This is a genomic window from Amycolatopsis antarctica (assembly GCF_002262875.1).
Lineage (GTDB): Bacteria > Actinomycetota > Actinomycetes > Mycobacteriales > Pseudonocardiaceae > Amycolatopsis > Amycolatopsis antarctica.
On sequence record NZ_NKYE01000007.1, the window covers coordinates 89,927 to 115,453 of the forward strand.

Annotated in this window: 24 protein-coding genes; 19 read left to right on the plus strand and 5 right to left on the minus strand. The window is 69.3% G+C overall.

Annotation, left to right across the window (positions count from 1 at the left end; genetic code table 11):
• Positions 1-108 precede the first annotated feature (108 nt).
• From CFN78_RS13305 to CFN78_RS13315, 3 genes are read left to right on the plus strand one after another with little or no spacing between them, the layout of a single operon-like run.
• A complete protein-coding gene (locus CFN78_RS13305) occupies positions 109-1,107 on the plus strand; it encodes a class E sortase (RefSeq protein ID WP_094863091.1) in 999 nt (332 codons plus the stop codon).
• Entirely contained in the window at positions 1,107-1,262 is a 156-nt protein-coding gene (locus tag CFN78_RS29135) for a hypothetical protein (protein WP_094863092.1), read from the plus strand. Before CFN78_RS13305 ends, CFN78_RS29135 begins: the two co-directional genes overlap by 1 nt.
• Before the next feature lie 17 nt (positions 1,263-1,279).
• Positions 1,280-2,257: an LLM class flavin-dependent oxidoreductase gene (locus tag CFN78_RS13315; RefSeq protein WP_094863093.1), complete on the plus strand. Its 978-nt coding sequence runs from the start codon at positions 1,280-1,282 to the stop codon at positions 2,255-2,257.
• Here the strand turns inward: CFN78_RS13315 and CFN78_RS13320 are convergent.
• The 3 genes from CFN78_RS13320 to CFN78_RS13330 form a co-directional block, all read right to left on the minus strand.
• Positions 2,254-2,646, minus strand: a complete 393-nt coding sequence (locus CFN78_RS13320) for an SCO5389 family protein (RefSeq protein ID WP_094863094.1) — start codon at positions 2,644-2,646, stop codon at positions 2,254-2,256. The genes CFN78_RS13315 and CFN78_RS13320 overlap by 4 nt on opposite strands.
• A gap of 117 nt (positions 2,647-2,763) precedes the next feature.
• Positions 2,764-3,774: a dTDP-glucose 4,6-dehydratase gene (gene rfbB / locus CFN78_RS13325; protein WP_094863307.1), complete on the minus strand. Its 1,011-nt coding sequence runs from the start codon at positions 3,772-3,774 to the stop codon at positions 2,764-2,766.
• Positions 3,775-3,940: 166 nt separating this feature from the next.
• Positions 3,941-5,287, minus strand: a complete 1,347-nt coding sequence (locus CFN78_RS13330; protein ID WP_240519434.1) for an FAD-dependent oxidoreductase — start codon at positions 5,285-5,287, stop codon at positions 3,941-3,943.
• Positions 5,288-5,967: 680 nt separating this feature from the next.
• On the opposite strand from CFN78_RS13330, the gene CFN78_RS13335 reads away from it, so the two are divergent.
• The 16 genes from CFN78_RS13335 to CFN78_RS28535 all read left to right on the plus strand — a co-directional run bounded on the left by CFN78_RS13335 (position 5,968) and on the right by CFN78_RS28535 (position 24,070).
• The gene (locus tag CFN78_RS13335) at positions 5,968-6,609 is read left to right on the plus strand and encodes an aminodeoxychorismate/anthranilate synthase component II (protein ID WP_094863095.1); all 642 of its coding nucleotides are present in this window, start codon (positions 5,968-5,970) and stop codon (positions 6,607-6,609) included.
• A 924-nt stretch (positions 6,610-7,533) separates the two neighbouring features.
• Positions 7,534-8,802: an HNH endonuclease signature motif containing protein gene (locus tag CFN78_RS13340; protein ID WP_240519435.1), complete on the plus strand. Its 1,269-nt coding sequence runs from the start codon at positions 7,534-7,536 to the stop codon at positions 8,800-8,802.
• Between the two features lie 1,438 nt (positions 8,803-10,240).
• Positions 10,241-11,101 carry an ABC transporter ATP-binding protein gene (locus CFN78_RS13345; protein WP_094863096.1) on the plus strand — a complete coding sequence of 287 codons (861 nt, stop codon included), beginning with the start codon at positions 10,241-10,243 and terminating at the stop codon, positions 11,099-11,101.
• The gene (locus tag CFN78_RS13350) at positions 11,098-11,742 is read left to right on the plus strand and encodes a hypothetical protein (protein WP_094863097.1); all 645 of its coding nucleotides are present in this window, start codon (positions 11,098-11,100) and stop codon (positions 11,740-11,742) included. The genes CFN78_RS13345 and CFN78_RS13350 overlap by 4 nt, the downstream gene beginning before the upstream one ends.
• Positions 11,743-11,808: 66 nt before the next feature.
• Entirely contained in the window at positions 11,809-13,107 is a 1,299-nt protein-coding gene (locus CFN78_RS13355) for a M16 family metallopeptidase (RefSeq protein ID WP_094863098.1), read from the plus strand.
• Positions 13,104-14,405, plus strand: coding sequence for a M16 family metallopeptidase (locus CFN78_RS13360; protein WP_094863099.1), 1,302 nt, complete (start codon positions 13,104-13,106; stop codon positions 14,403-14,405). The genes CFN78_RS13355 and CFN78_RS13360 overlap by 4 nt, the downstream gene beginning before the upstream one ends.
• 233 nt (positions 14,406-14,638) lie before the next feature.
• Positions 14,639-16,144: an acyl-CoA dehydrogenase family protein gene (locus CFN78_RS13365; protein WP_094863100.1), complete on the plus strand. Its 1,506-nt coding sequence runs from the start codon at positions 14,639-14,641 to the stop codon at positions 16,142-16,144.
• Between the two features lie 22 nt (positions 16,145-16,166).
• Positions 16,167-17,264, plus strand: coding sequence for an acyl-CoA dehydrogenase family protein (locus tag CFN78_RS13370; RefSeq protein WP_165777545.1), 1,098 nt, complete (start codon positions 16,167-16,169; stop codon positions 17,262-17,264).
• A 127-nt stretch (positions 17,265-17,391) separates the two neighbouring features.
• Positions 17,392-17,652: a hypothetical protein gene (locus CFN78_RS13375; RefSeq protein WP_094863102.1), complete on the plus strand. Its 261-nt coding sequence runs from the start codon at positions 17,392-17,394 to the stop codon at positions 17,650-17,652.
• Between the two features lie 174 nt (positions 17,653-17,826).
• Positions 17,827-18,693, plus strand: coding sequence for a hypothetical protein (locus CFN78_RS13380; RefSeq protein ID WP_094863103.1), 867 nt, complete (start codon positions 17,827-17,829; stop codon positions 18,691-18,693).
• A gap of 2 nt (positions 18,694-18,695) precedes the next feature.
• A complete protein-coding gene (locus CFN78_RS13385) occupies positions 18,696-20,618 on the plus strand; it encodes an ABC transporter ATP-binding protein (protein WP_094863104.1) in 1,923 nt (640 codons plus the stop codon).
• 5 nt (positions 20,619-20,623) lie between these two features.
• Positions 20,624-21,562: an alpha/beta fold hydrolase gene (locus CFN78_RS13390; protein ID WP_094863310.1), complete on the plus strand. Its 939-nt coding sequence runs from the start codon at positions 20,624-20,626 to the stop codon at positions 21,560-21,562.
• Positions 21,555-22,148, plus strand: a complete 594-nt coding sequence (locus tag CFN78_RS13395; protein WP_094863311.1) for a DUF5819 family protein — start codon at positions 21,555-21,557, stop codon at positions 22,146-22,148. The genes CFN78_RS13390 and CFN78_RS13395 overlap by 8 nt, the downstream gene beginning before the upstream one ends.
• Complete coding sequence (locus tag CFN78_RS13400; RefSeq protein ID WP_094863105.1) at positions 22,145-23,386, plus strand: NAD(P)/FAD-dependent oxidoreductase; 1,242 nt, start codon at positions 22,145-22,147, stop codon at positions 23,384-23,386. Before CFN78_RS13395 ends, CFN78_RS13400 begins: the two co-directional genes overlap by 4 nt.
• 144 nt (positions 23,387-23,530) lie before the next feature.
• Positions 23,531-23,728 carry a hypothetical protein gene (locus CFN78_RS28730; RefSeq protein ID WP_133116343.1) on the plus strand — a complete coding sequence of 66 codons (198 nt, stop codon included), beginning with the start codon at positions 23,531-23,533 and terminating at the stop codon, positions 23,726-23,728.
• A gap of 171 nt (positions 23,729-23,899) precedes the next feature.
• A complete protein-coding gene (locus tag CFN78_RS28535; protein ID WP_110494998.1) occupies positions 23,900-24,070 on the plus strand; it encodes a glycine zipper domain-containing protein in 171 nt (56 codons plus the stop codon).
• Between the two features lie 24 nt (positions 24,071-24,094).
• On the opposite strand, the gene CFN78_RS13405 is transcribed toward CFN78_RS28535, so the two are convergent.
• Entirely contained in the window at positions 24,095-24,475 is a 381-nt protein-coding gene (locus CFN78_RS13405) for a thiol-disulfide oxidoreductase DCC family protein (RefSeq protein WP_094863106.1), read from the minus strand.
• Positions 24,468-25,013: a response regulator transcription factor gene (locus CFN78_RS13410; protein ID WP_165777546.1), complete on the minus strand. Its 546-nt coding sequence runs from the start codon at positions 25,011-25,013 to the stop codon at positions 24,468-24,470. The genes CFN78_RS13405 and CFN78_RS13410 overlap by 8 nt, the downstream gene beginning before the upstream one ends.
• Positions 25,014-25,527 lie beyond the last annotated feature (514 nt).

The following is a 25,527-nucleotide window of genomic DNA, read 5'->3' on the forward strand; positions in this document are numbered from 1 at the left end:
GTTAACGTAAGCGAGGACGCGTCAGAACCGGGGACGAGCGTCCTTGCTGCCCGATCGTGACACGCCGCACGGCCGGGTCGACGCCGGGATCGCTCGAGAGGAGCCTGGGTGGCCAAGCACGTCGATTCCAGTCAGTACGGACGCGCGCGGGCTGACCGGGACGCGCCCACCGAGGTGTTTGCCGCCGTCGGCTCGCCGGCCGAAGCCCGCGGGCCGCGCGGCGAGACCTCGCCGCCGCCCGATCCCCCTTCCCGGCCACCGCGCCGCCCGTCCGACCAGCCGCCCGAGCAGCCCCGTGGTGGCGGCGCCGGGCGTGGCGCCGTCCGCACGGTCGGCGAACTGCTGATCACGGCAGGCCTGGTGGTGCTGCTGTTCGTCGTCTACGAGCTGTACGTGACGAACCTGTTCTCCGCCGACAAGCAGAACCAGGCGAGCGCCGCACTGGACGAGGAGTGGAAGAAGGAGCGCCGGCTCCAGACCGATCTGCTCGACGGGCAGGCGTTCGCGCGCCTCTACATCCCGTCCTTCGGCACCGACTACAAGTTCACCATCCAGGAGGGCGTCGACGCGAAGACGCTGGAGGTCGGCCCCGGCCACTACAAGGGCACCGCCCGTCCCGGCGAGCCGGGCAACGTGGGCGTCGCCGGGCACCGGGTCGGCAAGGGCGCGCCGTTCAACGACCTGGACCTGCTGAACTCCTGCGACGCGATCATCGTGGAGACCGCCGAGGACTTCTTCGTCTACCGCGTGCTGCCGATGCAGGACGAGGCGGCGGGCTGGGCCGAGGGCAAGGGCACCGATCCGCGCTGCACCGGCGTGACCACGCTGCAGGACGCCACGCAGGACGGTGGCGGGGCGTACGGGGCGACGGCGGGCCGCAAGATCGTGCTGCCCTCGCGCGGGGACGCCGTGGCGCCGGTGCCGTACCGCCCGGAGGACCAGTCGACGCCGTCCGCGCGCGCCTCGCTGCTCACGCTGACCACCTGCCACCCGCAGTTCTCCGACCGGGAACGGCTGATCGTGCACTCGGTGCTGACGAAGCAGTACCGCAAGGACCCGGCGAATCCCGGCCAGGCGCCGCCGGAACTCGAAGGGGAGGCCCGCTGATGTACGGCTGGATCTGGCGCCGGCTGCCCGGCCCGGTCGCCCTGCGCGTGCTGACCGCCGTGGTGCTCATCGCCGGGGTGGTGGCCCTGCTGATGTTCGTCGTGTTCCCGTGGGTGGAGCCGATGCTGCCGTTCAACGACGTCTCCGTCCAGTAGGTCCGGCGGAGGCCTGCGTGCGCTTCGGCGTCTTCCTGCTCTGCGGCCGTTTTCCGGGGCAGAGCGACGCGGCTGCCCTGCACCGGTCGGTGACGGCGGCGCGGGCAGCCGAACGGGCCGGTTTCGACGACGTGTGGTTCGCCGAGCACCATTTCATGCCGTACGGGGTGTGCCCCTCGGCGATCACGCTCGCCGCGTACACCCTCGGCCGCACCGAGCGGATCGACGTGGGCACGGCGGTGAGCGTGCTGTCGACGGCGCACCCGGTGGCGCTGGCCGAGCAGTGCGCGATGCTGGCCGCCGTCTCGGACGGCAGGCTGCGGCTCGGTGTCGGCCGGGGCGGGCCGTGGCAGGACCTGGAGGTGTTCGGCACCGGGCTGGACCGCTACGAGCGCGGCTACCCGGAAGGTCTGGACCTGCTGCTGTCCGCCTTGGGTGCGCCATCGGTGCGGGCGGACGGCGAGTGGTTCTCCTTCCGCGAGGTCCCGATGGTGCCGCGGTCACCGCACCCGGTGCCGGTGGTCGTGGCCTGCGGGGCAGCCGAATCGGCCTCGGTGCGGCTGGCGGCGCGGCGCGGGCTGCCGATGTTGCTGGGAATGCACGCCGACGACGCGGAGAAGGCGCGGACCGTGGCCGCGCACGGCGGCGACGCCCGCCACGTCTCGACGGTGCTGTGCGAGGTCGGCGGCTCCCGGGAGGCCGCCGTCGCCCGGGTGCGGTCCACGCTGCCGGGCTGGCTGGCCGAGGGCCTCGCCGCGCACGTGACCGTGGACGGGCGGCCGCGCTCGAAACGGGACCCGGTGGCCTACACCGATCGGCTGTGCGAGCTGCATCCGGTGGGCAGCCCGGAGTACTGCGTGGACCGGCTGGGCTCGGCGGCGGAGCGCACCGGCGTCTCCCACGTGATCATGATGGTGGAAGCCGCCGGCGCGCTCGACTCGACGCTGGCGAACATCGAACGGATCGGCGCCGAGGTACTACCGGCTCTGCGTTAGCAGTCGCGCAGTTCCGGGCTCTGGTTGAGCAACTGCCCGCGCGCCGACACGAACGCACGGTACCGATCACTGTCCACTTCGGACGGACGGAACGCGCCGACGCGGTGGCAGTTCTGGAAGGCGAGCCGGACGTCGAAGTGCCGTTCGAGCCCGCCGCGGATCGCGTCGGAGGCGAGCGCGCGCAGGAGCTGGCCACGTTCGGCCTCGCTCGGCGGCGGGATCTCGTGGTCGGCGAAACCGTTGCCCGAGCTTTCCAGGTCGGCGATCACCGTGGTGATCACGTCCCAGGCGTACGGCAGGGAATCCCTTACACAGGCTACGAATTCAGCGTCGTCGACCTCTCCACGTCCGGCCTTGTCGAGCAACGTGGGTGACACGTCCAGTGACATCGAACCTCCATCCGTCGAACCCTGAACTTCCTGGCTACTGCAACGGATGTGGCCGCGACAAGGGGCTACCGCCGGATGTACCTGCTTGGCGGCAATCGTTTCTCGGTTCCCGGCTTCTCAGTTCCCGGACGCCCACGCCGTCTCGACCACGGGCGCTCGTTCGAGCAGGGGCGCCCACCAGTCCCGGTTGCCCGCGTACCAGCGGATCGTGTCGCGGACGCCCTCGTCGAAGTCGATCTCCGGTCGCCAGCCGAGTTCCCGGCGGATCTTGCCCGAGTCGAGCAGGTATCGGCGGTCGTGGCCGGGACGATCGGCGACGGTGGTCTTCAGGTCGGCGGGCAGGTCGAGCTCGTCGAGGACCAGGTCGGCGAGCTGCTCGACGCTGGCCTCGGTGCCGGTGCCGACGTGGTAAGTCTCGCCGATCCGTCCGCCGTCGAGCACGAGATCGATCGCGCGGCAGTGGTCGGCGGCGTGGATCCACTCGCGCCGGTTCTCCTTCGCCGCGTAGACGGGCAGCGGCTCACCGTCCAGCGCGCGGGTGGCGAACAGCGGCAGCACCTTCTCCGGGAACTGGTTCGGGCCGTAGTTGTTGACGCAGTTGGTGATCGTGACCGGCAGGCCGAAGGTCTCGTGGTAGGCGCGGACGGCGTGGTCGGCGCCCGCCTTGCTCGCGTTGTAGGGAGAACGCGGCCGGTACGGCGACTCCTCGGTGAACGCGGTGTCGGCGTCGAGCGGGAGATCGCCGTAGACCTCACAGGTGGATATGTGATGGAAACGGCGAACTCCCGAGCGTCTGGATGCCTCCAGTAACACCTGGGTGCCCAGTACGTTGGTGCGGAAGAACCGTGTCGGATCGACCACCGCGAGACTGTTGTGCGATTCGGCAGCGAAATTCACCACGATGTCGATCTCGTACGCGGAGAGGACCCTGCCGACCAGGTCCCCATCGGCGATGTCAGCCTCGACGAAGCTGATCCTGCGGTGTACTCCGGCAAGGTTCGTCCTGGTCCCGGCGTAGGTGAGGGCGTCCAGCGCCACCACATCGTCCTCCGGGTGGGTGTCCACCCAGTACCGGACGAAGTGGGACCCGATGAAGCCCGCGGCGCCGGTCACCAGAACTGTGGCCATGTTTCGCAGCATGACATACGGGGTTCGAATATTGGAGGAAAACACTTTGCGTGATCGGGATCGACGTCAGTTCGGCCTATTGACAGAGCTGCGCCTACGGTTATTGATCACAATTCCTGCGATTCTCCATCCGTATTTTGCCGCATGGGCTCACCGGACGTGCGCGTCATACTTCCCGGGAGACGCGCACCATCTCCTCGCGCTCCACGACCTTCACCCGGTCCCGGCCGTGCGGCTCGCCGAGGCCACGTTCGTGCGTGTCGAGCCTGCCCCAGCCCTCCCAGGTGGTGAACGGGACGCCACGCTCGGCCAGGAAGGCGAGGATCGCGTCCGGGTCGTCGTACTCGGCGCGGTGCAGCTCCGGGGCGTCGGCCAGCAGGTTCGCCACCGTCTCCGCGGCATCGCCCTTCGTGTGCCCGATGAGCCCGACCGGGCCGCGCTTGATCCAGCCGGTGACGTACACGCCGGGCACGTGCGCCTCGTCCAGGTCGAGCACGCGGCCGCCCTCGTTCGGGACGGTGCCCGTGCCGTGGTCGAAGGGAATCTCCGGCAGCGCCGACGACAGGTAACCGACGGCGCGGTACACGGCCTGCACGTCCCAGTCGTGGAACTCGCCGGTGCCGCGCACGTTCCCGTCCCCGGTGAGTTCGGTGCGCTCGGTGCGCAGGCCCTCGACCCGACCGTCACCGGTGACCTCCGCGGGCGAGTGGAAGAAGTGCAGGTGCAGCCGCTTCGGCCGGTCACCGGTGTCGCGGATCGCCCAGTCCTGCAAGGTCTTGACGACCATGTCGACCTGCTTGGAGCCGCGGATGGCGGCGATCGAACCCTCGTCGAACTCGATGTCCTCCGGGTCGACGATCACCTCGACGTTCGGCGAATGGTCCAGCTCGCGCAGCTCCATCGGGGTGAACTTGGCCTGCGCCGGGCCGCGGCGGCCGAACACGTGCACGTCGGTGACGTGGCTGGCGCAGAGGCCCTGGTAGACGTTCGGCGGAATCTCGGTGGTCAGCAGCTCGTCGGCAGTCTTGGCGAGGATCCGCGCCACGTCGAGCGCGACGTTGCCGACGCCGAGCACCGCCACGCTGGACGCATCCAGTGGCCAGGTGCGCGGGACGTCGGGGTGGCCGTCGTACCAGGAGACGAAGTCCGCGGCGCCGTAACTGCCCGGCAGGTCGATGCCCGGGAGGTCCAGGGTGCGGTCGCTCGAAGCGCCGGTGGAGAAAATGACGGCGTCGTAGAACTCGCGCAGGTCGTCGAGCTTGAGATCGGTGCCGTAGTCGATGTTGCCGAGCAGCCGGATGCCTGGCCGGTCGAGCACCTTGTGCAGGGCGTTGACGATGCCCTTGATGCGTGGGTGGTCGGGCGCGACGCCGTAGCGGATCAGGCCGAACGGGGCCGGCATGCGTTCGAACAGGTCGATGGTGACGGGCGCGTCAGACTTGTCCAGGATGTCCGCGGCGTAGATGCCGGCCGGTCCTGCACCGACGATCGCCACGCGGAATGGACGGCTCAAGGCACACCTCTTCGGAAATCGAGTTCGGTTCGCACCGTCCACGGTAAATTAGGGCAGCCTAACTTTCATTGTGATCTGGCGTACGGTCCAGCATCTGGACGGATCGGGTCTAGGTTCGGCCTGGCGGTCCGGTCACGCGGTTCGGTCACGCGGTCCGGTTACGTGGTCCGGTTACGTGGTTCGGTTACGTGGTCCGGTTACGTGGTTCGGTTACCCGGTCCGGTTACGTGGTCCGGTTACCCAGTCCGGTCACGTGGTCCGGTTACCCAGTCCGGTTACGCAGTTCGGTCATGCGGCTCGGTCACGCGGCTCGGTTACCCAGTCCGGTTACGTGGCTCGGTAACGGTTGGGTTCGCGGCCTGGGCACGGTAAGCGTCGCGGGTCTGGAACCACCGGCCGGCCTCGCCTTCTGGCCGCGATGTCCGGTCTCGGCTTCCCGCCCCGGTCTCGCGATCGGCCCCCTGCCACGGTCACTCCGCCCGGCCCCGCTGCCGGGTCACGGTCGAGTCGCGGTCGAGTTGCGGTCGAGTTGCGGGGTATGGGTTCCGGCCGAGTCGCCCTGTCCGGTCTTCGCTGCACGGCCCAGTCTCACCGTCGGTCGCACGGACCTGGCTTCGCAGCCTGGTTAAGCGTGTACTGAGGGCGCTGGTTGCCTCGGGGTGGACGGTTACCCTTGGGGGATGCGCGTCCTCGTCGTCGACAATTACGACAGCTTCGTCTACAACCTCGTCCAGTATCTGGCCCAACTCGGCGCCGAATGCGTCGTTGCGCGCAACGACGCAGTCGACCTCGACACGATCGGTGAGTACGACGGCGTGCTCGTCTCCCCCGGGCCCGGTACCCCCGAGCGGGCCGGGCAGAGCATGGACGTCGTCCGGCGGTGTGCCGACAGCGGAGTTCCGGTACTCGGCGTCTGCCTCGGCCACCAGGCGATCGGTGTCGTCTGGGGCGCGACCGTCGACCGGGCGCACGAATTGCTGCACGGCAAGACCAGCGAGGTACGCCACGAGGGCAAGGGCGTGCTGGCCGGCTTGCCCGACCCGTTCACGGCAACCCGCTACCACTCGCTGACCGTGCTGGCCGACACCATCCCGGCCGAGTTCGAGGTGACGGGGCGTACCGAGTCAGGGGTGGTGATGGGTATGCGGCATCGGGAACTTCCCGTCGAGGGTGTGCAGTTCCACCCCGAGTCGGTACTCACCCAGGGCGGTCACCGGATGCTCGCCAACTGGATGGCCGACGCCGGGCACGCCGTCGCTCCGGCGACCGTCGCGGAGCTCGAACGGGAGACGAGAACCTTGCAGAAGTCCGCGGTGGCCTGAACGAGGGGGTTGCTCCGGGGGGCTTGGTTCGGGGCTTGGTTCGGGGGCCGGGTTTGGCTGGGGGGTTGCTCCGCTGGGGGCTGAGTTCTGCTGGGGGGTTCGTTTGGCGGGGCGGGGGGCTTGTTTTGGCGGGGGGCTTGTTTGGCTGGGGGTTGGGTTTTGCGGGTTGGGGGGTATCGGGGTGGTGACTTGGGTTTCGGGCACGCCTTCGGCGCGCCGTGGGTAACTGTCGCTGCACGGGGCGTTCGCCGTTGATGGTCACCAGCGACAGTTACCCACGGAACGGGTTTCTCGGTGCTGTCTGGTTCGGTGCGGGTGGGGTGTCGCGTCCGGTTGGGTGTGTCGCGTTCGGGTTCGTACCCCGGCTGCTGCGTCCGGTTGTCCTTCGGGGGCCTGCTTGACGGGATGGGTGGCGCTGGTCGGCTTGGCGCTGTTCGGTTCCTGGCTGCGCGGGGCCTGGTGCTGGTCGGTTTGGTGTTGTCGGGTTCCTGATCGCGCGGGGGCCGGACGGCTTGGTGCTGCTTGGTTCCGAGTCGGGCGGGGCACCGGTGGCGACTTGGTGCTGTCCGGTTCCTGATCGCACGGGCAGCTTGACGTCGTTCGAGTCCCCGGCCGCGCGAGCTCACGGCGGTCGGCGACACCTGCCCCCAAGGGCGCGGCATGCCGCCGTAGTGCGCTCGCACCCAGCCTCACCTACGCGCTGTCACCACCCAGGCGGGGTTCCGGCCACACTCGAACGGCCCAATCCCCTGCATAGCGCCCTACGAAGGCGTCACTTGTGGCCGTTTCTCATGCCCGGTGCCACGTTTTCGTGGATTAGTGTGGCATTAGCGTGACAGGGCGGGCCACGAATGGGACTTTCACATATTGGGGGCACCTGATGGTGTTATTTCCACTCTCGTGAATGCCCGCTACAATGAACACATGATCGATGGGGGATCTGTCGAAGTTCAGCTATCCACGATTCTGGACATGGAATCGCGAGAAACAGTGCGCGTCGACCACAGCGGTGTGAACCACGGCGGGCCGACCGGTGTCAGGCTCGGACGGTTGTCGCGGCGGGGGTTGCTACGGGTCATGCGGGATGCCGAGGCCGCACGCTCCCGTGCCGACGCCGTGCAGGTGCGGGCCATGGCCCGCTTCGCTGCCCTATCCGAAGGCCCGCGTGGGGTGGCAACCGAGATCGCACTGACCTTGGCGACCACCGAACACCGCGCGCAGCGAATGGTCGCGATGGCACAAGCATTGACCACCCGGCTACCAGCAACACTGACAGCAATGGAAACCGGCGTCATCGACGCCTACAAAGCCGCCAAAATCGTCGACGCCACCGCACCCTTGTCCGACGAGCACGCCATTGCGGTGGACACCGCAATGGCTGGTCGAGTGGACGGTCGGAATCCATCCAGCATTCGCCGCGCGGTCGTGCGCCAGGTCGCACACGTTGACCCCGACGGGCACGCCGAACGAGCCCGGAAACGCCGCCAAGAACGCAGCCTGCAACTGGTGCACCAAGACGACGCCATGAGCACCCTCATCGCCGACCTGCCCACCGAAACCGCCACCACCATCTACACCCGCGTGGACCGCATCGCCAAAACCCTCCGCGGCGCCACGGAAACCCGCACCCTTGAACAACTCCGTGCTGACGTGTTCGCCGAACTCTGCCTCGGCCACCGCCAGAGCGAAACACGCACCGAAATATTCATCCACGTCGCCGCCACCACCCTCGCCGGAGCCGACCAGCACCCCGCCGAACTCTCCGGCCACGGACCCATCCCCGCCTGGCTCGCCCGACACCTCGCCACCACCCCCAACTCCGTGCTGCGCAAAGTGGTCACCGACCCGGTCACCGGAACCGTGCGCGACATCGGACGCACCCGCTACCGACCACCCACCGCCCTGGCCGAACTCATCAAAGCCCGCGACCGCGAATGCCGCATGCCCGGCTGCCACCGACCCACCCACACAACCGACATCGACCACACCCACAACTGGGCACACGGCGGAAACACCACCGACACCAACCTCACCAGCCTCTGCCGCCGACACCACCAACTCAAAAACACCCCCGGCTGGCACCTCCACCAAGACACCACCGGAACCCTCCACATCACCACCCCCACCAAACAACACCACACCAGCCAACCCCAACCCCTCCACCCACCAACCAACCTGCCAGCACCCTTCTAGCCGAACCACCCGCTCAACACGAGTGACCGTCTCGCCCCCCCCCGAGCGATACGGTGCCCGCCCGGCGACCTGCCACCGGCACCCGAACCGACACCGCCCGACCCCCCGACCCCTGACGCCCCGACGCTGCACGCCCCCGCCCGAACGAAGCCAGTCGACGCCGACTTCGCAGCGAACCGGCCCGCACGCGTGACCGTCGTGCGCGATACCGATGCCTGCCACCGAAAACCGGCAAAGCCCACAGGCAGCGCCAAGCCGCAGCAGCTTGCCGGGACCTGCTCGGCCAACTTGTCGACCTCGCGGGCGAGCCGACCGAGCAGCACCGAGACCAGCACCGAGGCAGCGCTGCCCTCAGGTAGCCATCCGCCGGTAACCCAACTCCGTCAGGTAGACACCCGCCCGGACAGCGCCATACCCAAACAGCCTCGCTGACGGACCGCCGGCCAACCGTCGCCAGACCCACCAGCCCACCGTTGCGCCCGGCGCGCCAACCGCAGGTGACCCGCCGAGCCGCCAGGCGCCGCTTACCCGTTCAAGGAGGTGAACGAAGAAGCCGGCCGACGAGAACGCGGGTTCCCATCTCCCGGCGGCACACCGGACGACCGGTGCCGGATGCCCCCGAACCGGCCGACGTCCCAGCGAAGCGTTACCGGTCCGCGATCCCAACACCAGCGACGAGACCAAATCCGCCGGGCCAACCTCCAGCACAGGCACGGACGGACCGACGAAACCGGAACGTCCCACCTCGGCCTCAAGCGGCGTTACCAGGCACCGGAGCGGAGCAGCGGGCGAACCGACCAGCCCGCAGCGCGTAGCACCCGGCCGCAGTGGCCAGGTGACCACGAACGAACAGGGACCGCGAAGACCGTTCCGCGGGGAACTGCCGCTGGTGACCGTCAACGGCGAACGACCCGAGGAGCGGCAGTTCCCCGCGGCGCGCCGAAGGCGTGCCCGAAACCCGAGACACCACCACGAAACCCACTCGGCACGAACGTATCGGCCCAGCGAACCAGACCCCGAAGCCGATACCGGAACCTGGGGCCTCCCACCGGACACGCCGCGGCGCCCCAGAAGAACCGTCGGCGGCCACGCAGGCAACCCGCCGACACGCGAGGCCCCGGACCGCGCCGCCCTCGCTCCCACGCCGACCGCTGCCGCAGGCAACGCCCCGCCGACAGAGTCCGGACACGAGGCCACGTCCAAGCTGCGCCTCGCCGTGAACACGCAGGTACCAACCGACCGACCAGTACCTCGCCCGAAGCCACCGCAAACCGCATCACCAGGTACTCGCCCTTCACGCCCGACACCACCGAAACCGGCCGGCAGCGCACCCGGCCGATACCCGTTCGCCACCGGTACAGACCCCAGCAACGCACCCGACCAATACCCCTTCACCACCGACACAGACCCCGGCCGCATATGGCGGTAGCGTCGATCCATGACGACCAGCCTGCTGAGCCTGCGCGACGTCGGGAAGCGCTACGGCCGCGCGCCCGCCGTGCTGGCCGGGGTGTCGCTCGACGTCGCGGGCGGCGACGTCATCGGCATCCTCGGTGGCAACGGTTCCGGGAAGTCGACGCTGCTGCGGATCCTCGCGGCGGTAGCCAGGCCGTCCACCGGTACCCGCACCGGACACCCGGTGCTCGGCTACCTGCCCGACCGCTTCCCTGCCGGGCACCGGATGCGCGCCCCGGCGTACCTCGCGCACCTCGGCCGTGCCGGCGGACTGTCCACTCGGGACGCTTCGACGCGGGCGGCGGCGTGGCTGCGCCGGCTCGAACTGACCAGCGCCGAGCGGGACGGGGCGGTGCCGTTGCGGGAACTGTCCAAGGGCAACGCACAGAAGGTCGGGCTCGCGCAGGCGCTGTTACACGATCCCGACGTGCTGGTGATGGACGAACCCTTCTCCGGACTCGACCGTTCCGCGCACGGCGTACTGGCGGACGTCATCGCCGAACGGCGCGAACAGGGTGGCGCGGTCGTGTTCAGCGAGCACCGCACCGAGGTCGCCGCCGCGCACACGACCGCGCTCTACCGGCTTTCCGGCGGACGGCTGATCCCGGCCGTACCCACCTCGCCGGCGACAGCGCGGATGCGGATCGTGCTGACCGGCACCGACCCGGAATGGGCACCGGACGGCCTGATCTCCAGCACGGTCCGGGACGAGCGCACCGAACTACTGGTGCACGCCGAGCACTGCGACGCCGTCCTGGCCGAGGCACTGCGGAACGGCGCCTCCGTCCGCGAAGTCCGGGAAGTCCGGGACCTGCCGGACGCGCGGGAGGTGCTGCCGGAGTGACCGGACTACTGCGTTACCGATTCGCGCTGCTCGGCCACTCCCAGCGCTACCTTCCGCCCGCGCTGGCCTACGTCGCCGTGCTGGGGGTGCTCTACACCGACGGCAACGCACCCGTCCCGCCCGAGTCGGCCGTCAGCGCGGGGGCGATGACGGTGTTCGCCTGCTGGATCACCGTTGCCCTGCTGGACCTGGAAGACCCGGTGCAGCAGCTCATCACCCGCAGTCACGCGCGGCGTCCGCTGCTGCTGACGGCCTCGGCGGCGCTGGCCGTGCTGATCCTGTGCGTGCCGGTGGCCGCGCTGTCCGCGGGCTGGGCGGCGGTGGTGCACGGCGGGCTCGCACCGGACGAGCTGTGGCCGGCGATGCTGGCGCACCTGGCCTGCGCGTTCACCGGGATCGCGGTCGGCCTGCCCTGTTCGCGGATGCTGGTGCCGCGCCCCGGCTACTCCGTCGCGCTGGCGCTCGCCGCGCTGGCCGTGGTGCTGCTGGTGCGCCAGGTTCCGCTGGTCAACCCGATGTTGCGGGCGATGGGGAACGAGGAGCCGTTCACCGGCCACACCGTCACGGCCGTGCTGCTGACGTCCTGTCTGCTCGTGCTGAGCGTGGCGGTGACGAACGTGGTAACCGGACGCCGCGCCTGACGAGCCTCGCCATTTGCGCAGTTTGATGGATGCCCCCGCACAGGTGACCGACAATCATCGAAGGCGATGCCATCCGCACCTGCTCCCATCAGCGAGGACGTCGACGTACGGCTCGGCAACGGGCTGCGCGTCGTGCTGATGCCCGACCACGCGGTACCCGCCGTGTGCACGGCCGTCGCCTACGACGTGGGCACCCGCTCGGAGCCGGAGGACCGGACCGGATTCGCGCACCTCTTCGAACACCTGATGTTCCAGGGCTCGGTGAACCTGGAGAAGATGGCGCACGCGCGGATCATCGAGGAGACCGGGGGCAGCTTCAACGCGTCCACCCGCCCCGACAGCACCGTCTACCACCAGATCCTGCCCTCCGGCGGGGTGGAACGAGCGCTCTTCCTCGAGGCGGACCGGATGCGCGGTCCGCGGATCACCGAGGAGAACCTGCGCAACCAGATCGACGTGGTCTCCGAGGAGATCCGGGTCAACGTGCTGAACGTCCCGTACGGCGGCTTCCCGAAAACCCGGCTGTGCCCGGTCCTGTTCGACACCTTTCCCAACGCCCACGACGGTTACGGTTCGTTCGAGGACCTGCGCTCGGCCACCGTGGCCGAGGCCGAGGACTTCTTTCACCACTTCTACAGCCCGTCGAACGCGGCCCTGGTGGTCACCGGGGATTTCGACGCCGAGGCAACTCTTTCCCTGGTACACAAGCATTTCGCCGACATTCCTGGCCGGGACGCCCCGGATCGTCCCGACTTCGGCGAGCCGGACCTGACGGCCTCGCGGCACCACCGGGAGCACGATCCGCTGACCCCGCTGCCCGCGTTCGCCTCCGGCTGGCGGGTGCCGGACCCGATCGGCGAGTTCGCCGAGTTCCTGCCGTTCGTGGTGCTGGCGGAGGTGCTGGCCGGCGGGGAACGTTCCCGCCTCGTGCGCAGGCTCGTGCACACCGACCACACGGTGATGACGGTGAACGCCGCCGCGAACCTGCTGGGCGACCCGTTCGGCGTGCGCTCCCCGACCGGGTTCCGCATCGCCGGGTACCTGCCGGAGAACGGCGAGGTCGAGCCGGTGCTGGAGGTTATCCGCGAGGAGACCGACCGGCTGGCCGCCGACGGCCTTGAGCCGGGCGAGCTGGCCGGGGTGCGGGCCAGGATGAACGCCCGGTTGATCCGTAACCTCGACGATCTGCGCGCCCGGACCGTCTGGGCCACCGCCGGCACCCTCCAGCGGAACAGGCCCCGCTTCGCCGAAGACCTGCCCGCGATGGTCGACGCCGTGACGGCCGAGCAGCTCGCGGCGGCCGCCTCGACGCTGGTGCCGGAACGACGTGCGACCGTGGAAATCGTCCCGGGTGGTACGCCATGACGGTTCCCGAGTTTTCGCCGTACGGGTCGCTGGTGCTGCCCGAGTGGCGGGAAACAACGCTGCCGACGGGGCTGCGCGTGGTCGCCGCTCGCCGTCCGGTGCCGCTGACGGACATCCGGCTGAGCGTGCCGATGGCCGCCGCTCCCGCCGCTCCTGCGGTGCTGCTCGGCGAGACCCTGCTGGCCGGGACGCGACGCCGGACGGCGGACGAGATCCGGGCCGAGTTGCGGGGCGTCGGCGGGCAACTGGTTCCCTCGGTCAACGCCGACAGCCTGATGCTCAGCGGCATGGCCCTGTCCTCCGGTACCGAGACGCTGCTCGATGTGCTCGCCGACGCGCTGTCCGGTGCCACCTACCCGGACGCCCCGGTGCACGCCACGCGAGCGCGGGTGGCGCAGACGATGCGGGTGTCCAAATCGCAGCCCGCGCTCGCCATCCACGAGCAGCTCAACGGCCTGCTCTACCCCGGCCACCCCTACGGCGAGGCGACACCGGACGCCGAGCAGGTTCTCGCCATCGGCCGGAACGACCTGACCGAACTGCATGCCCAGCGGGTCCGCCCGGCCGGTTCCACCTTGGTACTGGTGAGCGACCTCGATCCGGTGGTGACCCTCGGCCTCGCCGGGCGGGTACTCGCCCGCTGGGACGGCACGGGTGCCACCGTCGGCCTACCGCCGACGCCACCATTGGCTCCGGGCCCGGTGCAGCTCGTGCACCGGCCCGGTTCGGTGCAGTCCTCGGTGCGGATCGCGCTGCCGGGCGTCGGAGTGCGCCATCCCGACTTCGCCGCCCTGCAGCTCGCGAACATCGTGCTGGGCGGGTACTTCTCCTCCCGCCTGGTCGAGAACCTGCGGGAACGCAACGGTTACACGTACACGCCGGGATCGATGGTGCTGCACACCCGCGGCGGCAGCAAGGTGATCGTGGCTCTGGACGTGGCGAACGAAGTGACCGCGGCGGCGCTGCGGGAGACCCGCGAGGAACTGGAGACCCTGTCCACCCGGCCGATCGACCCGGTGGAGCTGGACCGTGCCCGCCGCTACGCCCTCGGCGGCCAGCGGCTGTCGCTGACCTCGCACGCCGGCGTGGCGGACCTGATGATCGAACTCGACGCCCAGGGCGCGGGCCTCGACTGGGTGGGCGAGCACGTGGCGCGACTGGAAACGGTGACCGAGGACGAGGTGACCAGGGCCGCGAAGCGGTATCTGGCACCGGAGAACGCGGTGACCGTGGTGCTGAGCGATGCCGACGCCGTCCACAGTGGACTGAGTGAGCTGGGCCCGGTGGTCCGGCGGTAGCGGGCGGATCCCGGCACCGGCACCCGGCAGCGAACCCGCACCGGTCACCCAACCCCAGCCGGAGCAAGCCAGTTCCAGCACGGCCGCGGACCAAAACAGCGACAACCAGCCGGAGCAGGCCAGTTCCAGCACGGCCGCGGACTAAATCAGTCGATCTACTGAGGTCACGCCCCCTCCGAGCACCTAGCGTCGGAACCTGGCGTCGACACCCAGCCGAGACGCACCGGAGAACCATGGACCAGTCACTTCCGCAGGCCACCAGGATCGCGGTCCCCGCGCAGCGTGCGTGGACCGTGTTCGGCACGCCGTCGAGCTGGAACGGGCTCGGCGACACCGGCACCCGCGTGACGCTGATCGAGCGGCACGGCGACCAGGCCCGGTACCGGTTCGACCGGGACGGCGAATCCTGCGAGTGCAGCTTCGTCCGGGACGGCCACTCCGCCACCCTGACCACGGACGGAACCGAGAGTAGCGCCACCCTCCGCTTTGCGGTCGCCGACGAGTCGGAGAAGTGCTCGCTGAGCTGGGAGCCCACCGGCACCCTGCCGGAGCCGATCGCCGCGCTGTGGCGGCAGGCCCCGTCGTTCGCCGCCGAGGTGGAACGGTGGAGCGAACAACTCGACGAGGTCCGCGACTCCGGCGACCCGGTGGACGCCGCCGCCCGGCTCGCCCCGATGCTGCGGGAACGGGCCGGCCATTCCGCCAGGGCGTTCACCCTGGACGCCGGGGCGGTCGCCGGCCTGCGCGCGGCCGGGCTGTTCCGCATCGGTGTCCCGCACGAACTGGGCGGGCTCGGCGCACACGCGCACACGATCGTCGCCGCCATCGAGGAACTGAGCCGCGCCGACGCCGCCGCGGGCTGGTGCACGCTGATCGGCAACCAGTCGGCGTACGCGGCGTGGCTGCCGGAACCGAGCCTGCGCGAACTGGTCGGACCGGACGGCGGCTTCGTGCTCGCCGGGTCCACCGCGATCTCCGGCAAGGCGGAGCGGATCGGCGAGGAGACCTACCGGATCAGCGGACGGTGGCGGTTCAACAGCGGCTGCCTGCACGCCGACTGGCTGATGGGCGGGGTGACCGTACCGGGACCGGACGGCGTGCCGGGGCCGATGCTGGCCTTCGTCCCCTGGCGGGCGGGCCGCATCCTGGGCACCTGGAACGTCGCGGGCCTCGCCGGAACCGGCAGTCACGACCTTGTGCTCGACGAGGTGGAGGTGCCCGCGGCCCGGCTCGCCCCGCTGTTCAGCGGGCCGTCGAGCTTCACCGATCCGCTGCACCGGCTCAGCCCGTACAACATCCAGGCAGTGCTGATGGCCGGCCTGCCGCTCGGTATCGCGCGCCGCGCGCTGGACGAGCTCACCGTGATGACCGCGGCGGGCCACACCGGTCTTTCACTCGCGGACACCGCCGTCGACCGGGCCCGGCTGGACATCGAGCTGGCCGCCGGACGAAGCCTGGTCATGTCCACTGTGGATGATCACTGGTCGGTGCTGGACGGCGGCGGACGGCTCGGCGAAGCAGCGGGCTCCCGGCTCGCGCTGGTGTTGCGGCGAACCGTGGACTCCGCGAAACGGATCGTCGAGCGGGCGGTGGAACTCGCCGGACCCGCCGCACTCGAAGAGAGCGGTGCCGCGCTCCAGCGCTGCCTGCGCGATGTGTACGGCGCCGGGCAGCACCTGGCGGTCAGCGACGACGTGTACGAGCGCAACGCGCACCGGTTCACCGGCGCCCAGGCCTGACCAGCGAAGCCCGGAGGGATCGATGTCTGTTGCCGTGCAAGCAGAGGACCACCGGACCACGGATGTGATCGGGGCGGCCGCGGCGGACATCGCCGAGGGCGCTTCCGCGCTCCCCACGTTCCGGACCCACGGCCTGCTCGAAATGGCCGCGACCGGTACGGAAGGTACGGAGACCGCGGATCCGCGGACAGTGCTGTACGCCATCGAGGAGATCGCCTACGCCGACGGGTCGGCGGGCTGGCTGCTCGCCGCGGCCCAGAGTGCCCGCCTGCTGCACTGGGCCCCGCAGGCCGTGCGCGAGGAAGTCACCGCGGGCGCGTTCGTCACCGGATCACCGTCGCCGGAGGGCCGGATCGAGGCCGACGGGCACGCGTACCGGATCTCCGGCCGCTGGGCTGGTGTCCCCGGCGCGGCCGAGGCGGAGTGGTTCGCCCTGCCGGTCTGGTCCGGCGAAGTGCCGACCGCCGTGTTGCTGCCCGCGGAAGCCGTACGACTGGGTTCCGCCACGGCGGGCATCGGCCTGGACGGCGCCGGTTGCCGAGACGTGCACGTGGACGAGGCGGCGGTTCCGACGGCACGGGTGATCGACCCGTTCGGCCCACCACCGTCCTCCGGCGGGTATTCCGGCACGCTGCCCTTCGCGGCCGCCGGACGGCAGGCAGCGGTGGCCGTCGCGCTGGGCCTGGCCCGCCGCGCCCTGTACGAGTTCGCCTCCGCCGCGCGGCACCGTTCCCGGCTGGGCTCGGTCTCGCGGATGGCGGAACAGCCGCTCATGCGAAGGGATCTGAACCGGGTGGTGCAGGGTTTCCGCGCGGGGCGGGAACTTCTGCTCGCGGAGACCGCCCGCATCATCGATTCGACGGGTACACCGGCCGGTATCCCCCGAGGCACCCGCGCGAACCTGGCCGCGGCACAACTGCACGCCCAGCAGGCCGCGCACGAAGCCGTCCGATTCGCGTTCACGAAGGCAGGCGGTTCCGCACTCTACATCGGACACCCACTCGAATCGCGCTGGCGGGACAGCGAAACGGTGGGGCAGCAGTGGGTGTTCGGCCAGGTCACCGAACGTCAGGTGACCAACGCGCAGTTCGGCGACTACGTACCCCAATTCGTGTTGTGAAGGCGTCAATCTACTGGCGTACGGACGGAAAATCACGATCCGAGATCCTTACTCTGGTGGATGAGCGGACCAGATCGCACACATATGTTTTGTCAGGCAAGGAAAACTCTGCACCTAGGAGATGACAATGAGCAATGTTGAGGCGTTCGCCAATGAGAACGCGGATGGCGTGCTGAACCCGCTTCAGGTCACCACCGCTCTCGGCCCGGTTCTGGCCACCCCGGCGTACGCGGCCTACACCGCCGGTGCCGCCGCGGTGTTCACCGCGGGCCTGATCTCGGACTCGGTCGAGGACCACCACGCCGCCGAGGTCACCCCGACCGGCCCGGTGCCTGCCTACGGCTCCGTCGACGAGCTGCTGGGCATGCGCATCTCCAGCATCAACTGATCGGCTGATGCAACGTGACGCCACGGGCGAACCATTTCCGTGGCGTCACGTCGCCCGGCACCCACTGCGGCTCAGCCGATCACGAGAATCAACAGTTCTGCTGATGCACGTGGTGTGACGGAGAAGTTCCGTGGTGTCAGGGTAATCCTCCATCGCAGACAGGGATGACTTCGCGTGGCCATTATCGATATTCGCAAGAACCGGTCCCCCAGGCCCATCGACCGACGCGAACAGGACCACGCTCTCAACCGCGTCGAGCAACTCACCGGCCTCGGCGCCGCAGTCTCCTCCCTCGAATACCTCGCCTCCTCCCGTGACTTCGACCGGGGAGAGCTGCTGAGCTGGGAGACGGCCCGCACCCGGTACCGCTGGATGTCCGGCAAGTCCGAGAAGGCTCTCGCCGCCGTCTTCGACAAGCCCGGTATCCAGGTTCTGTTCGGTATGCGCGTGTTCGCGGCCGCCACCCTGATGAACCCGAGGGCGTCCGCGCAGAGCAAGACCGCGGCGGCGACGTATCTGGCCGGGACCAACTTCGCCGTGCACGCCCGCAGCCCGTACGGCTCCGACGGCTCGGAGACCGTACTCACGATCTCGCTGACCACGCTGGCGCTGAGCCGCTGGTTCGGCGCGGACCCGCGCGCCCGCCAGGCGTGCCTGTGGTTCATCGCCGCGCAGTCCTGCCTTTCCTACGGCATCGCCGGTGCCGCCAAAGCGATCTCCCCGGTGTGGCGTGACGGCAGCGCGGTGCGGGACATCTTCCGTACCAAGATGTTCGGCCACAAGCTGGCCTTCTCCGTCCTGCGCGACCGGCCGCGGATGGCCCGCGCGCTCGGCCAGGTCACGATCGTCGGCGAGACGCTGTTCCCGCTCGTACTGGTCGCCCCGAAGCCGATCGCCCGCGCGCTGATCGGCGTCGGCGCGGGCTTCCACGTCGGTAACGCCGTCGGCATGGGGCTCAACCGCTTCGTCTGGGCGTTCCTCGGAACGTATCCGGCGATCATCTACTGCTCGCGGGCCCTCGGACGCGGGAAGAAGCAGTGACCATGACCGCCGCACAGGCGACGGCCCCGCACGGTGACGTCGCACCGCACCGGCTCGACTCCGAGGGCAACGTCGACTGGGTCGGGGCGATCACCCGCAGGCACACCTGGAAGATCATCGGCGCGGTGGTGCTCGGCCTGTTCGCCGCGGCGGCGGGACTCGCCCAACCGGCGCTGATCGGCCAGCTCATCTCCGCGGTCGGCTCCAACGCCGACATGCTGATCCCGATCATCGTGGTGCTGGCACTGTTCTGCGCGGAGGCCGCGCTCACCGCGTTCCAGGCGTACTCGATGGGCCGTACCGGTGAGCGCATCGTCTACGAGACGCGCACGGCGCTGATCGAGAAGGTGCTGTTCTCCGACGTCAAGGCGTTCACGAAGCTCCGGCTCGGCGACATCTCCTCGCGCATCGTCGCGGACACGTCGATGCTGAAGATCGCGCTCTCGCAGAGCCTCGCCTCGATCCTGGTCGATGCCGCCATGCTGATCGGCGGCCTCGTCCTGATGTTCCTGATCGACCCGTTGCTGCTGGGCGTGACCGCGTTGTGCATGACGGTCTCCAGCGTGCTCTCGCTGATCCTGGCGCGCAGGCTGCGCAAGGTCGCGCAGAAGCAGCGTTCGATCATGGGCGAGTTCGGCGCCGACCTGCACCGCGCGATGGGGGCCATGACCACGGTCAAGGCCTGCCGCGCGGAATCCCTGGAAAGCAACCGGATCGGCGGGCTTGCGCTGTCGGCCCGCCGATCCGGCATCAAGGTCAGCGCCCTCAGCTCGCTGCTGTCCCCCGCGATGAGCATCGGCCTGCAGGCCTCACTGGCCGCGGTGATCGTCACCGGCATGGGCAGGGTCGCCACCGGCACGATGGAGGCGGCCGACCTGACCGCGTTCATCATGTACCTGTTCTACCTGGTGTCACCGCTGGTCACGCTGTTCATGGGGATCGGCCAGCTCCAGCAGGGCCGCGCCGCGATCGCCAGGATCAACGAACTCGCCGCGGTCGATCAGGAGGCGCCGGTGCGGCTGCCCGCCGACGCGGCGGCGGTCACCGGACGCCCCAGCGAGATCGTCTCCGCGCAGGACACCGTGGTACACGGCAAGCGGGGCGTCGAGTTCCAGCAGGTGAGCTTCGGCTACGAGGACGAGCCCACGCTGGACGGGGTCTCGTTCGCCGTGCCACCGCGCGGACTGACCGCGATCGTCGGGCCGTCCGGAGCGGGCAAGACGACGCTGCTGCAGTTGCTGATGCGCTTCTACCCGATGCAGGGCGGACGGATCCTGCTCAACGGCGAGAACGTCGAGTCGATCCCGGTGAACGTGCTGCGCGGTCTCGTCGGCTACGTACAGCAGGAGAGCACCACCCTGCACGGCACGATCGGCGACAACCTCGTCTACGGCGAGGAGCACGCCACCACCGCCGAGGTCGAGCGGGCACTGTGGCTCAGCGGCCTGGACGGCATGGTGAGCAGGCTGCCGAAGGGACTGCAGACGCCGCTCGGGGACAGCGGCGTCGGTCTCTCCGGCGGTCAGCGTCAGCGGCTGTCCATCGCCAGGATGCTGATCCGCAGGCCCACCGTCCTGCTGCTGGACGAGGCGACGTCCAATCTGGACTCCGAGTCGGAACTGACGCTGCGCAACACCATCCGCAACGTGGCGAACGAGTGCAGTGTCATCAGCGTCGCGCACCGCATGTCGACCGTCGTCGACGCGGGGAAGATCGTGGTGATGGACCAGGGGCGGGTCCAGTCGATCGGTTCGCACATCGAACTCATGCGGTCCAGCCCGCTCTACCAGCGTCTGACGTCCATCCAGTTCAGCGCCCAGGCTCCGGCCCAGCACTCACCGAACGGCAGCAACGGCTCCGCCGCGCCGAACGGTGCACCACGCCGGGAGGCGGGGCACGCACCCATCATCCGAGGAGGTCGGTGACGATCATGGTCCGCACCAGCACCGTTCCCAGCGAACCGGCAGGACGACTCGTCGACGTCGGAGACGGGAAGCGGCACGCCCTCATCCGGGGCCGGACGACCACCGCGCCGACCGTCGTCTTCGAGAGCGGGCTCGCGTCCCCCCTGCAGACCTGGTCATGGGTCCAGGAGTCGCTGGCCGCCGACACCCGCACGATCAGCTACGAGCGGGCCGGGTGCGGCTGGAGCGACACCGGCAAGGGCCCGCGCTCGATACCCCGGCTGGCCGAGGATCTCGACCGCGTCCTCGACGGCCTGGAGGTGAACGAGCCGGTGGTGCTCGTCGCGCACTCGTTCGGCGGGTTGGTCGCGCGCAGGCTGGCCGACACCCGGCCGGAGCGGGTCGCGGGCGTCCTGTTCGTGGACGCGATGCATCCGGAGGAGCTGCGCCGGTCGGCCACGCAGCGCCGGGGCACCGCCTGGCTTGAGCAGTCGCTCAAGGTCTCCGCGCTCAAGGCGATGACCGGTTTCGGGAAGCGACAGATCGACGAACGGTTCACCGACCTGCCACCGACCGCCGCCCAGCACGCTCGTTCCCGGCTGCACGTGGGTGCCATGTGGCGATCCGCCGCCGCGGAGCTGGTGTCCTGGAAGAACGCCGACCCGGCGGAGCTGGTCACCGGCCGTTTCCCGCGCGGCGCGCCGGTGGGCGTCGTCATCTCCGGCGAGTCGCTGCGCAACGACGTGGCACACCGCAAGCTGCAGGACGAACTGCTCCAGCTCTCCGACCAGTCGTTCGCCTCGGTGGTGCGCGAGGCGTCCCACTTCGGCCTGCTGCTGGCGCAGGAGTGGGCGGCGGCGGTGACGAAGGCGACGCGGGACGTGCTCGGCCTGGTGGCCGGCGTGCCCGCCAGCGGGCAACAACCCGTCGACAAGGCACAGGGTGGAGGGCAGGGCGATGTCTAGGAAGACCGCACGGCACGTGCTCTACGGGGTGTTCGCGAGCTGGTTCGGCCTCACCGTGGTCGGCCAGAAGCTGTACCGCGACTCCAGCAAGACCAGCGTGTGGGACAAGCTGTACCTGTTCATCCCGGACTGGCGCTTCTTCGCCCCGAATCCCGGCATCCACGATCACCACCTGCTGATGCGCGACAAGCTCGCCGACGGCACCGTCACCGGCTGGCAGGAGTACAGCAAGGTGGAGGAGCGGACCCTGTTGCACTCGGTGTGGCATCCGCACCGCCGCGCCGAGAAGGCCGTGTTCGACACCTCGGCGGAACTGCTGCGCTTCATCGGCCAGCACGGTCACCTCAGCGGCAACGCCGACCCGACCGTGCAACTCTCCGTGCCGTACCTGACGTTGCTCTCGCACCTCACCAGTCGCAAGCACCACCCGGAGGCCGTCCAGACGCAGTTCCTCATCGCCGTCTCGGGCGGCTACGAGGTGGAGGACGAGCCGACGATGGTGTTCCTGTCCGAGTTCCACTCCGTCGGGACGCCTCCGGCGGCGCAGCGCGCCGAGGCGACCGGGGACGTGCAGCGGACGCCGTGAGTACGGTCCCTTCCGAGCCCCCGGCCCCGGCCGACGTGGTGGTGGTCGGCGGCGGCGCCAGCGGCGCCGCCGTCGCCGCGTTGCTGTCCCTGCGCGGTTTCCGGGTGTGCCTGCTCGAACGGGAGTCCTCCGCGGCACCGGCCGGGGCCGAGGCGCTGTATCCCGGCGTCCAGCCGCTGCTGGCCGAACTCGGACTGCGGGACCGGATGGCCGGAATCGGCGCCGTACGCTCCCGATACGCCGTGTTCGACCGCGGGAACGGGGCCGAGCCGTCCCGTAGCGACCTCGCCGAATCCGGCCCGTTCGGCTTCGGCTATCACGTCCACTACCGGGCGTTCAGCGAGCTGCTGCTGGACCGTGCCCGGGAACTCGGCGCGACCGTGCGCCGCGGGGTGACCGTGCTGGGCCCGGTGTGCGCCGACGGTGCCGTGGCCGGGGTGCGATCCCGTGGCTCGGAGGAGGTCGTCACCGAGTGGGCGGCGGCGATCGTGGTCGATGCCAGCGGACCCGAGCGCGCGGTGGCCGGGCATCTCGCCGCGACCGAACCGGATCCGGGTGGGCAGCTGCTGAGCACGGAGCCGGTCGCGCGAGCGGAGTCGGCCGAACCACCGGATCCGCACAGTTTCGTGATCGCGAGGTTGCCGCACGAGGCGGGATGGTCCTGGTCGATACCGCTCGGCCAGGGCAACGTCGAGCACGGGACCTTGCTGCCGGTGCCGACGGACGGGCAGACACCGGAATCCACAGGGTCCGGTGCGGTTCGCCGGTGGCGCGGCTACCGTGCCGCCGAGCTCGCCGGTACGGGCTGGCTGAGCGTCGGTGACGCGGCCGGTCTCGCCGATCCGCTGTTCCTGACGCCGTCGACGATCGCCCTGCTGGCGGCTCAGGCCGCAGCCGACGCGGTCGAGGCGGCGCTGGCCGAAGGACGGCGGACGGTGGCGGACGGTTACCAGAAGTCGTACGAGGAGATCCTGGCCGGTGCCCGGCAGTTCGCCGCGTTCTGGTTGGCGCCGGAACGCCGGGAGGAGGACGAGGTCGCGCTCGCGCGCAGTCTGACGGCCCTGCTGAACGCCTCGGACGGGGCCGCCACGTTTGCCTGGATGCGCGGTGCGCTGGACGGGACACATCCGCTACTCGACGCCCAGTCCCCGCAGGGACCATTGGTCGCCTCTCTCGCGATGCCGCGGCGATCGACCTCCTCCTTTTGCAGCGCGGCAAAGCGACAATCGTTCACATGATGGATGCGAGACAATATGAGACCAGTAGGATTTCCACTGATCAATACCATTGATCGAAATGGAGGAATTGGAATGAACGGAATCGAGAAGGCTGCCCAGGTAGCGTTTCAGAAGACTGAGGGCGTTCTTCGTCCATTCGAGCGTGTGAGTGGTAACGCCCCTGTCCTGGCGACCCCCGCGGCTGCCGCGGTGGTCGCCTCGGCTACCGCGCTGTACGCGGCGGGCAACATGGTCACCGACCTGGTGGGCCAGGAGTCCGCGGTCAAGAACCCGGGCATCAACCTGGCCGGCAGGTCCGGCGCGGAGCTGCTGAACATTCGCGCCGAGGGTCTGCGCGGCTGATTCAGTAGTCCTACGGGGCAAACTGCGATGGAGGAGTTCATCGGGATTTCTGCCTGGTGAACTCCTCCATTCGCGGTGACTGAAAGCTCGCAGTCACCGGGCCGGCCGAGTTGCCATGACGCTACTCCCGTGTGACCATCAGACAATTATCTACCCGGAATAGGAGATGCCATGACTTCCAATGAAGCCGGATCGAAGAAGCACACCGTCGAATACTTCACCGCGATAGGCATAGCGCTGGGCTTCGGCGCCGGCATGCTCTTCGACCAGATCATCATCGGCCTGGCGATCGGCCTGGCGGTGGGCGTCATCCTCGGCTTCGTCGTGTCAGGTCGCAAGTAAGGCCGACGCCCACCGTCCGAACGCTCAACCGATCCGGCACGCCGCCGATCCGCCCGGGAGGCGATACCTATTCCGCGCCACCTGCCGGTAGACCGCATGTGCCACCGCCCGAAATCCCGGCAGGGCGAGCAGGCGACCGGTGAACCTCAGCCGCGAGTCCGACGCTCGCACCGACGCGGCGAGCGCGTCCGCGCCGCCGACGACGGGCAGCCCCGGACGCACCAGCACCACCTCGCTCTGCAGCCGCTCGAACGCGACGGTGAGCTCGCCGTCCGGCACCCGCTGCCACGGCGTCGCCCGGTATCCCATGAGGTTGTGCTCCTCGAGGAAACGGACCGACCGCGAGCAGAAGCCGCAGTCGCCGTCGTAGAGCAGGACCGGACCGGCGGGCTCGCCCTCACGCACGGCGGCGCACCTCCACACCCTCCCGCTCGGTGCCGCCGATGCGCTTCGCGCCGTCCATCAGCCCGAACCGGTACGCCAGCGCGGCGGCCTCGGTGCGGTTGGACGCCTCCAACTTTCGGAGGATGCTCAGCACGTGCGAGCCGACGGTGGCCCTGCTGATGTACAGACGACGCGCGATCTCGGAGTTGGAAAGGCCCTCCGCGAGGCAGATGAGCACATCGTGCTCGCGATTGGTCAGCGCCTCCAGCCGGGTCGACGGCGGCGAGGTGATGAGCTCGACCACCTGGTCCCGGTACTGGTCGAGGACCTGCGAGGACAGGAAGAGTTTCCGCGAGGCCGCCGAGTGGATGGCCGAGGTGATCTGCCACGGCGAGTCGTTCGTCAGTACCACCGCGGAGACGCGGTGCCCCAGTGCGTGCCCGACGTCCTCCGTGTCGTCCTCGCAGACCGCGACGACCGGCCGGAGCAGGTCCTTCGGCACGGAATCCCCGCAGAGCTGGTGCAGCGCCCCAGAACGCAATGACGCCTTCGAACGCATGAGCCAAACATCCGGCCGCGCGTCGGTCACATTCTGTGCCGCTTGTTCGACGTTAGGTGATACGTGATTGATCGTGATGTTGAACCGCCCCAGATCCATCGCGTGCAGCCATGCGAAGAAGGGATCCGCGTCAGCTCTGCCCGGCCTCTCGTCGATCATTCCCATCGCTATCACAAAGCATCGCTACCTTCGATTGAGAGTCGTTGGACAGGTCGCCGTGGTGGCCTCTGCCAGGTGTTTCCACCCCCAGTAGCAGCGGCCGGCCACAAGGCCCGATCTTTCCCCCATAGCAATGAAACGTACGACTCCGCACCTCGACTGCTGCGAGCCGCTGGCACCTGAAGAACTTAGAGTCTCGACCCGATTACGACTGGGTAGAGATCCCGCGCCCCCGTGTCGCTCCCCGCCAGGAGATAACGCGCTGACGTCGTTCTTCGATAGCACTTTTTAGCACATCGACCGTTTCGTCGGCTATAGAACGTAATTTTGGAACCAGCCTGCCCACCTCCGCTCG

What these genes read in the sequence shown, in the direction of transcription:
- CFN78_RS29135 (WP_094863092.1), top strand. Translation starts at nt 1,107, where the DNA reads ATGTACGGCTGGATCTGGCGCCGGCTGCCCGGCCCGGTCGCCCTGCGC.
- CFN78_RS13320 (WP_094863094.1), bottom strand. Translation starts at nt 2,646, where the DNA reads ATGTCACTGGACGTGTCACCCACGTTGCTCGACAAGGCCGGACGTGGA.
- rfbB (WP_094863307.1), bottom strand. Translation starts at nt 3,774, where the DNA reads ATGGCCACAGTTCTGGTGACCGGCGCCGCGGGCTTCATCGGGTCCCAC.
- CFN78_RS13335 (WP_094863095.1), top strand. Translation starts at nt 5,968, where the DNA reads ATGCGCGTCCTCGTCGTCGACAATTACGACAGCTTCGTCTACAACCTC.
- CFN78_RS13340 (WP_240519435.1), top strand. Translation starts at nt 7,534, where the DNA reads ATGATCGATGGGGGATCTGTCGAAGTTCAGCTATCCACGATTCTGGAC.
- CFN78_RS13345 (WP_094863096.1), top strand. Translation starts at nt 10,241, where the DNA reads ATGACGACCAGCCTGCTGAGCCTGCGCGACGTCGGGAAGCGCTACGGC.
- CFN78_RS13355 (WP_094863098.1), top strand. Translation starts at nt 11,809, where the DNA reads ATGCCATCCGCACCTGCTCCCATCAGCGAGGACGTCGACGTACGGCTC.
- CFN78_RS13360 (WP_094863099.1), top strand. Translation starts at nt 13,104, where the DNA reads ATGACGGTTCCCGAGTTTTCGCCGTACGGGTCGCTGGTGCTGCCCGAG.
- CFN78_RS13365 (WP_094863100.1), top strand. Translation starts at nt 14,639, where the DNA reads ATGGACCAGTCACTTCCGCAGGCCACCAGGATCGCGGTCCCCGCGCAG.
- CFN78_RS13370 (WP_165777545.1), top strand. Translation starts at nt 16,167, where the DNA reads ATGTCTGTTGCCGTGCAAGCAGAGGACCACCGGACCACGGATGTGATC.
- CFN78_RS13375 (WP_094863102.1), top strand. Translation starts at nt 17,392, where the DNA reads ATGAGCAATGTTGAGGCGTTCGCCAATGAGAACGCGGATGGCGTGCTG.
- CFN78_RS13385 (WP_094863104.1), top strand. Translation starts at nt 18,696, where the DNA reads ATGACCGCCGCACAGGCGACGGCCCCGCACGGTGACGTCGCACCGCAC.
- CFN78_RS13390 (WP_094863310.1), top strand. Translation starts at nt 20,624, where the DNA reads ATGGTCCGCACCAGCACCGTTCCCAGCGAACCGGCAGGACGACTCGTC.
- CFN78_RS13395 (WP_094863311.1), top strand. Translation starts at nt 21,555, where the DNA reads ATGTCTAGGAAGACCGCACGGCACGTGCTCTACGGGGTGTTCGCGAGC.
- CFN78_RS28535 (WP_110494998.1), top strand. Translation starts at nt 23,900, where the DNA reads ATGACTTCCAATGAAGCCGGATCGAAGAAGCACACCGTCGAATACTTC.
- CFN78_RS13410 (WP_165777546.1), bottom strand. Translation starts at nt 25,013, where the DNA reads ATGCGTTCGAAGGCGTCATTGCGTTCTGGGGCGCTGCACCAGCTCTGC.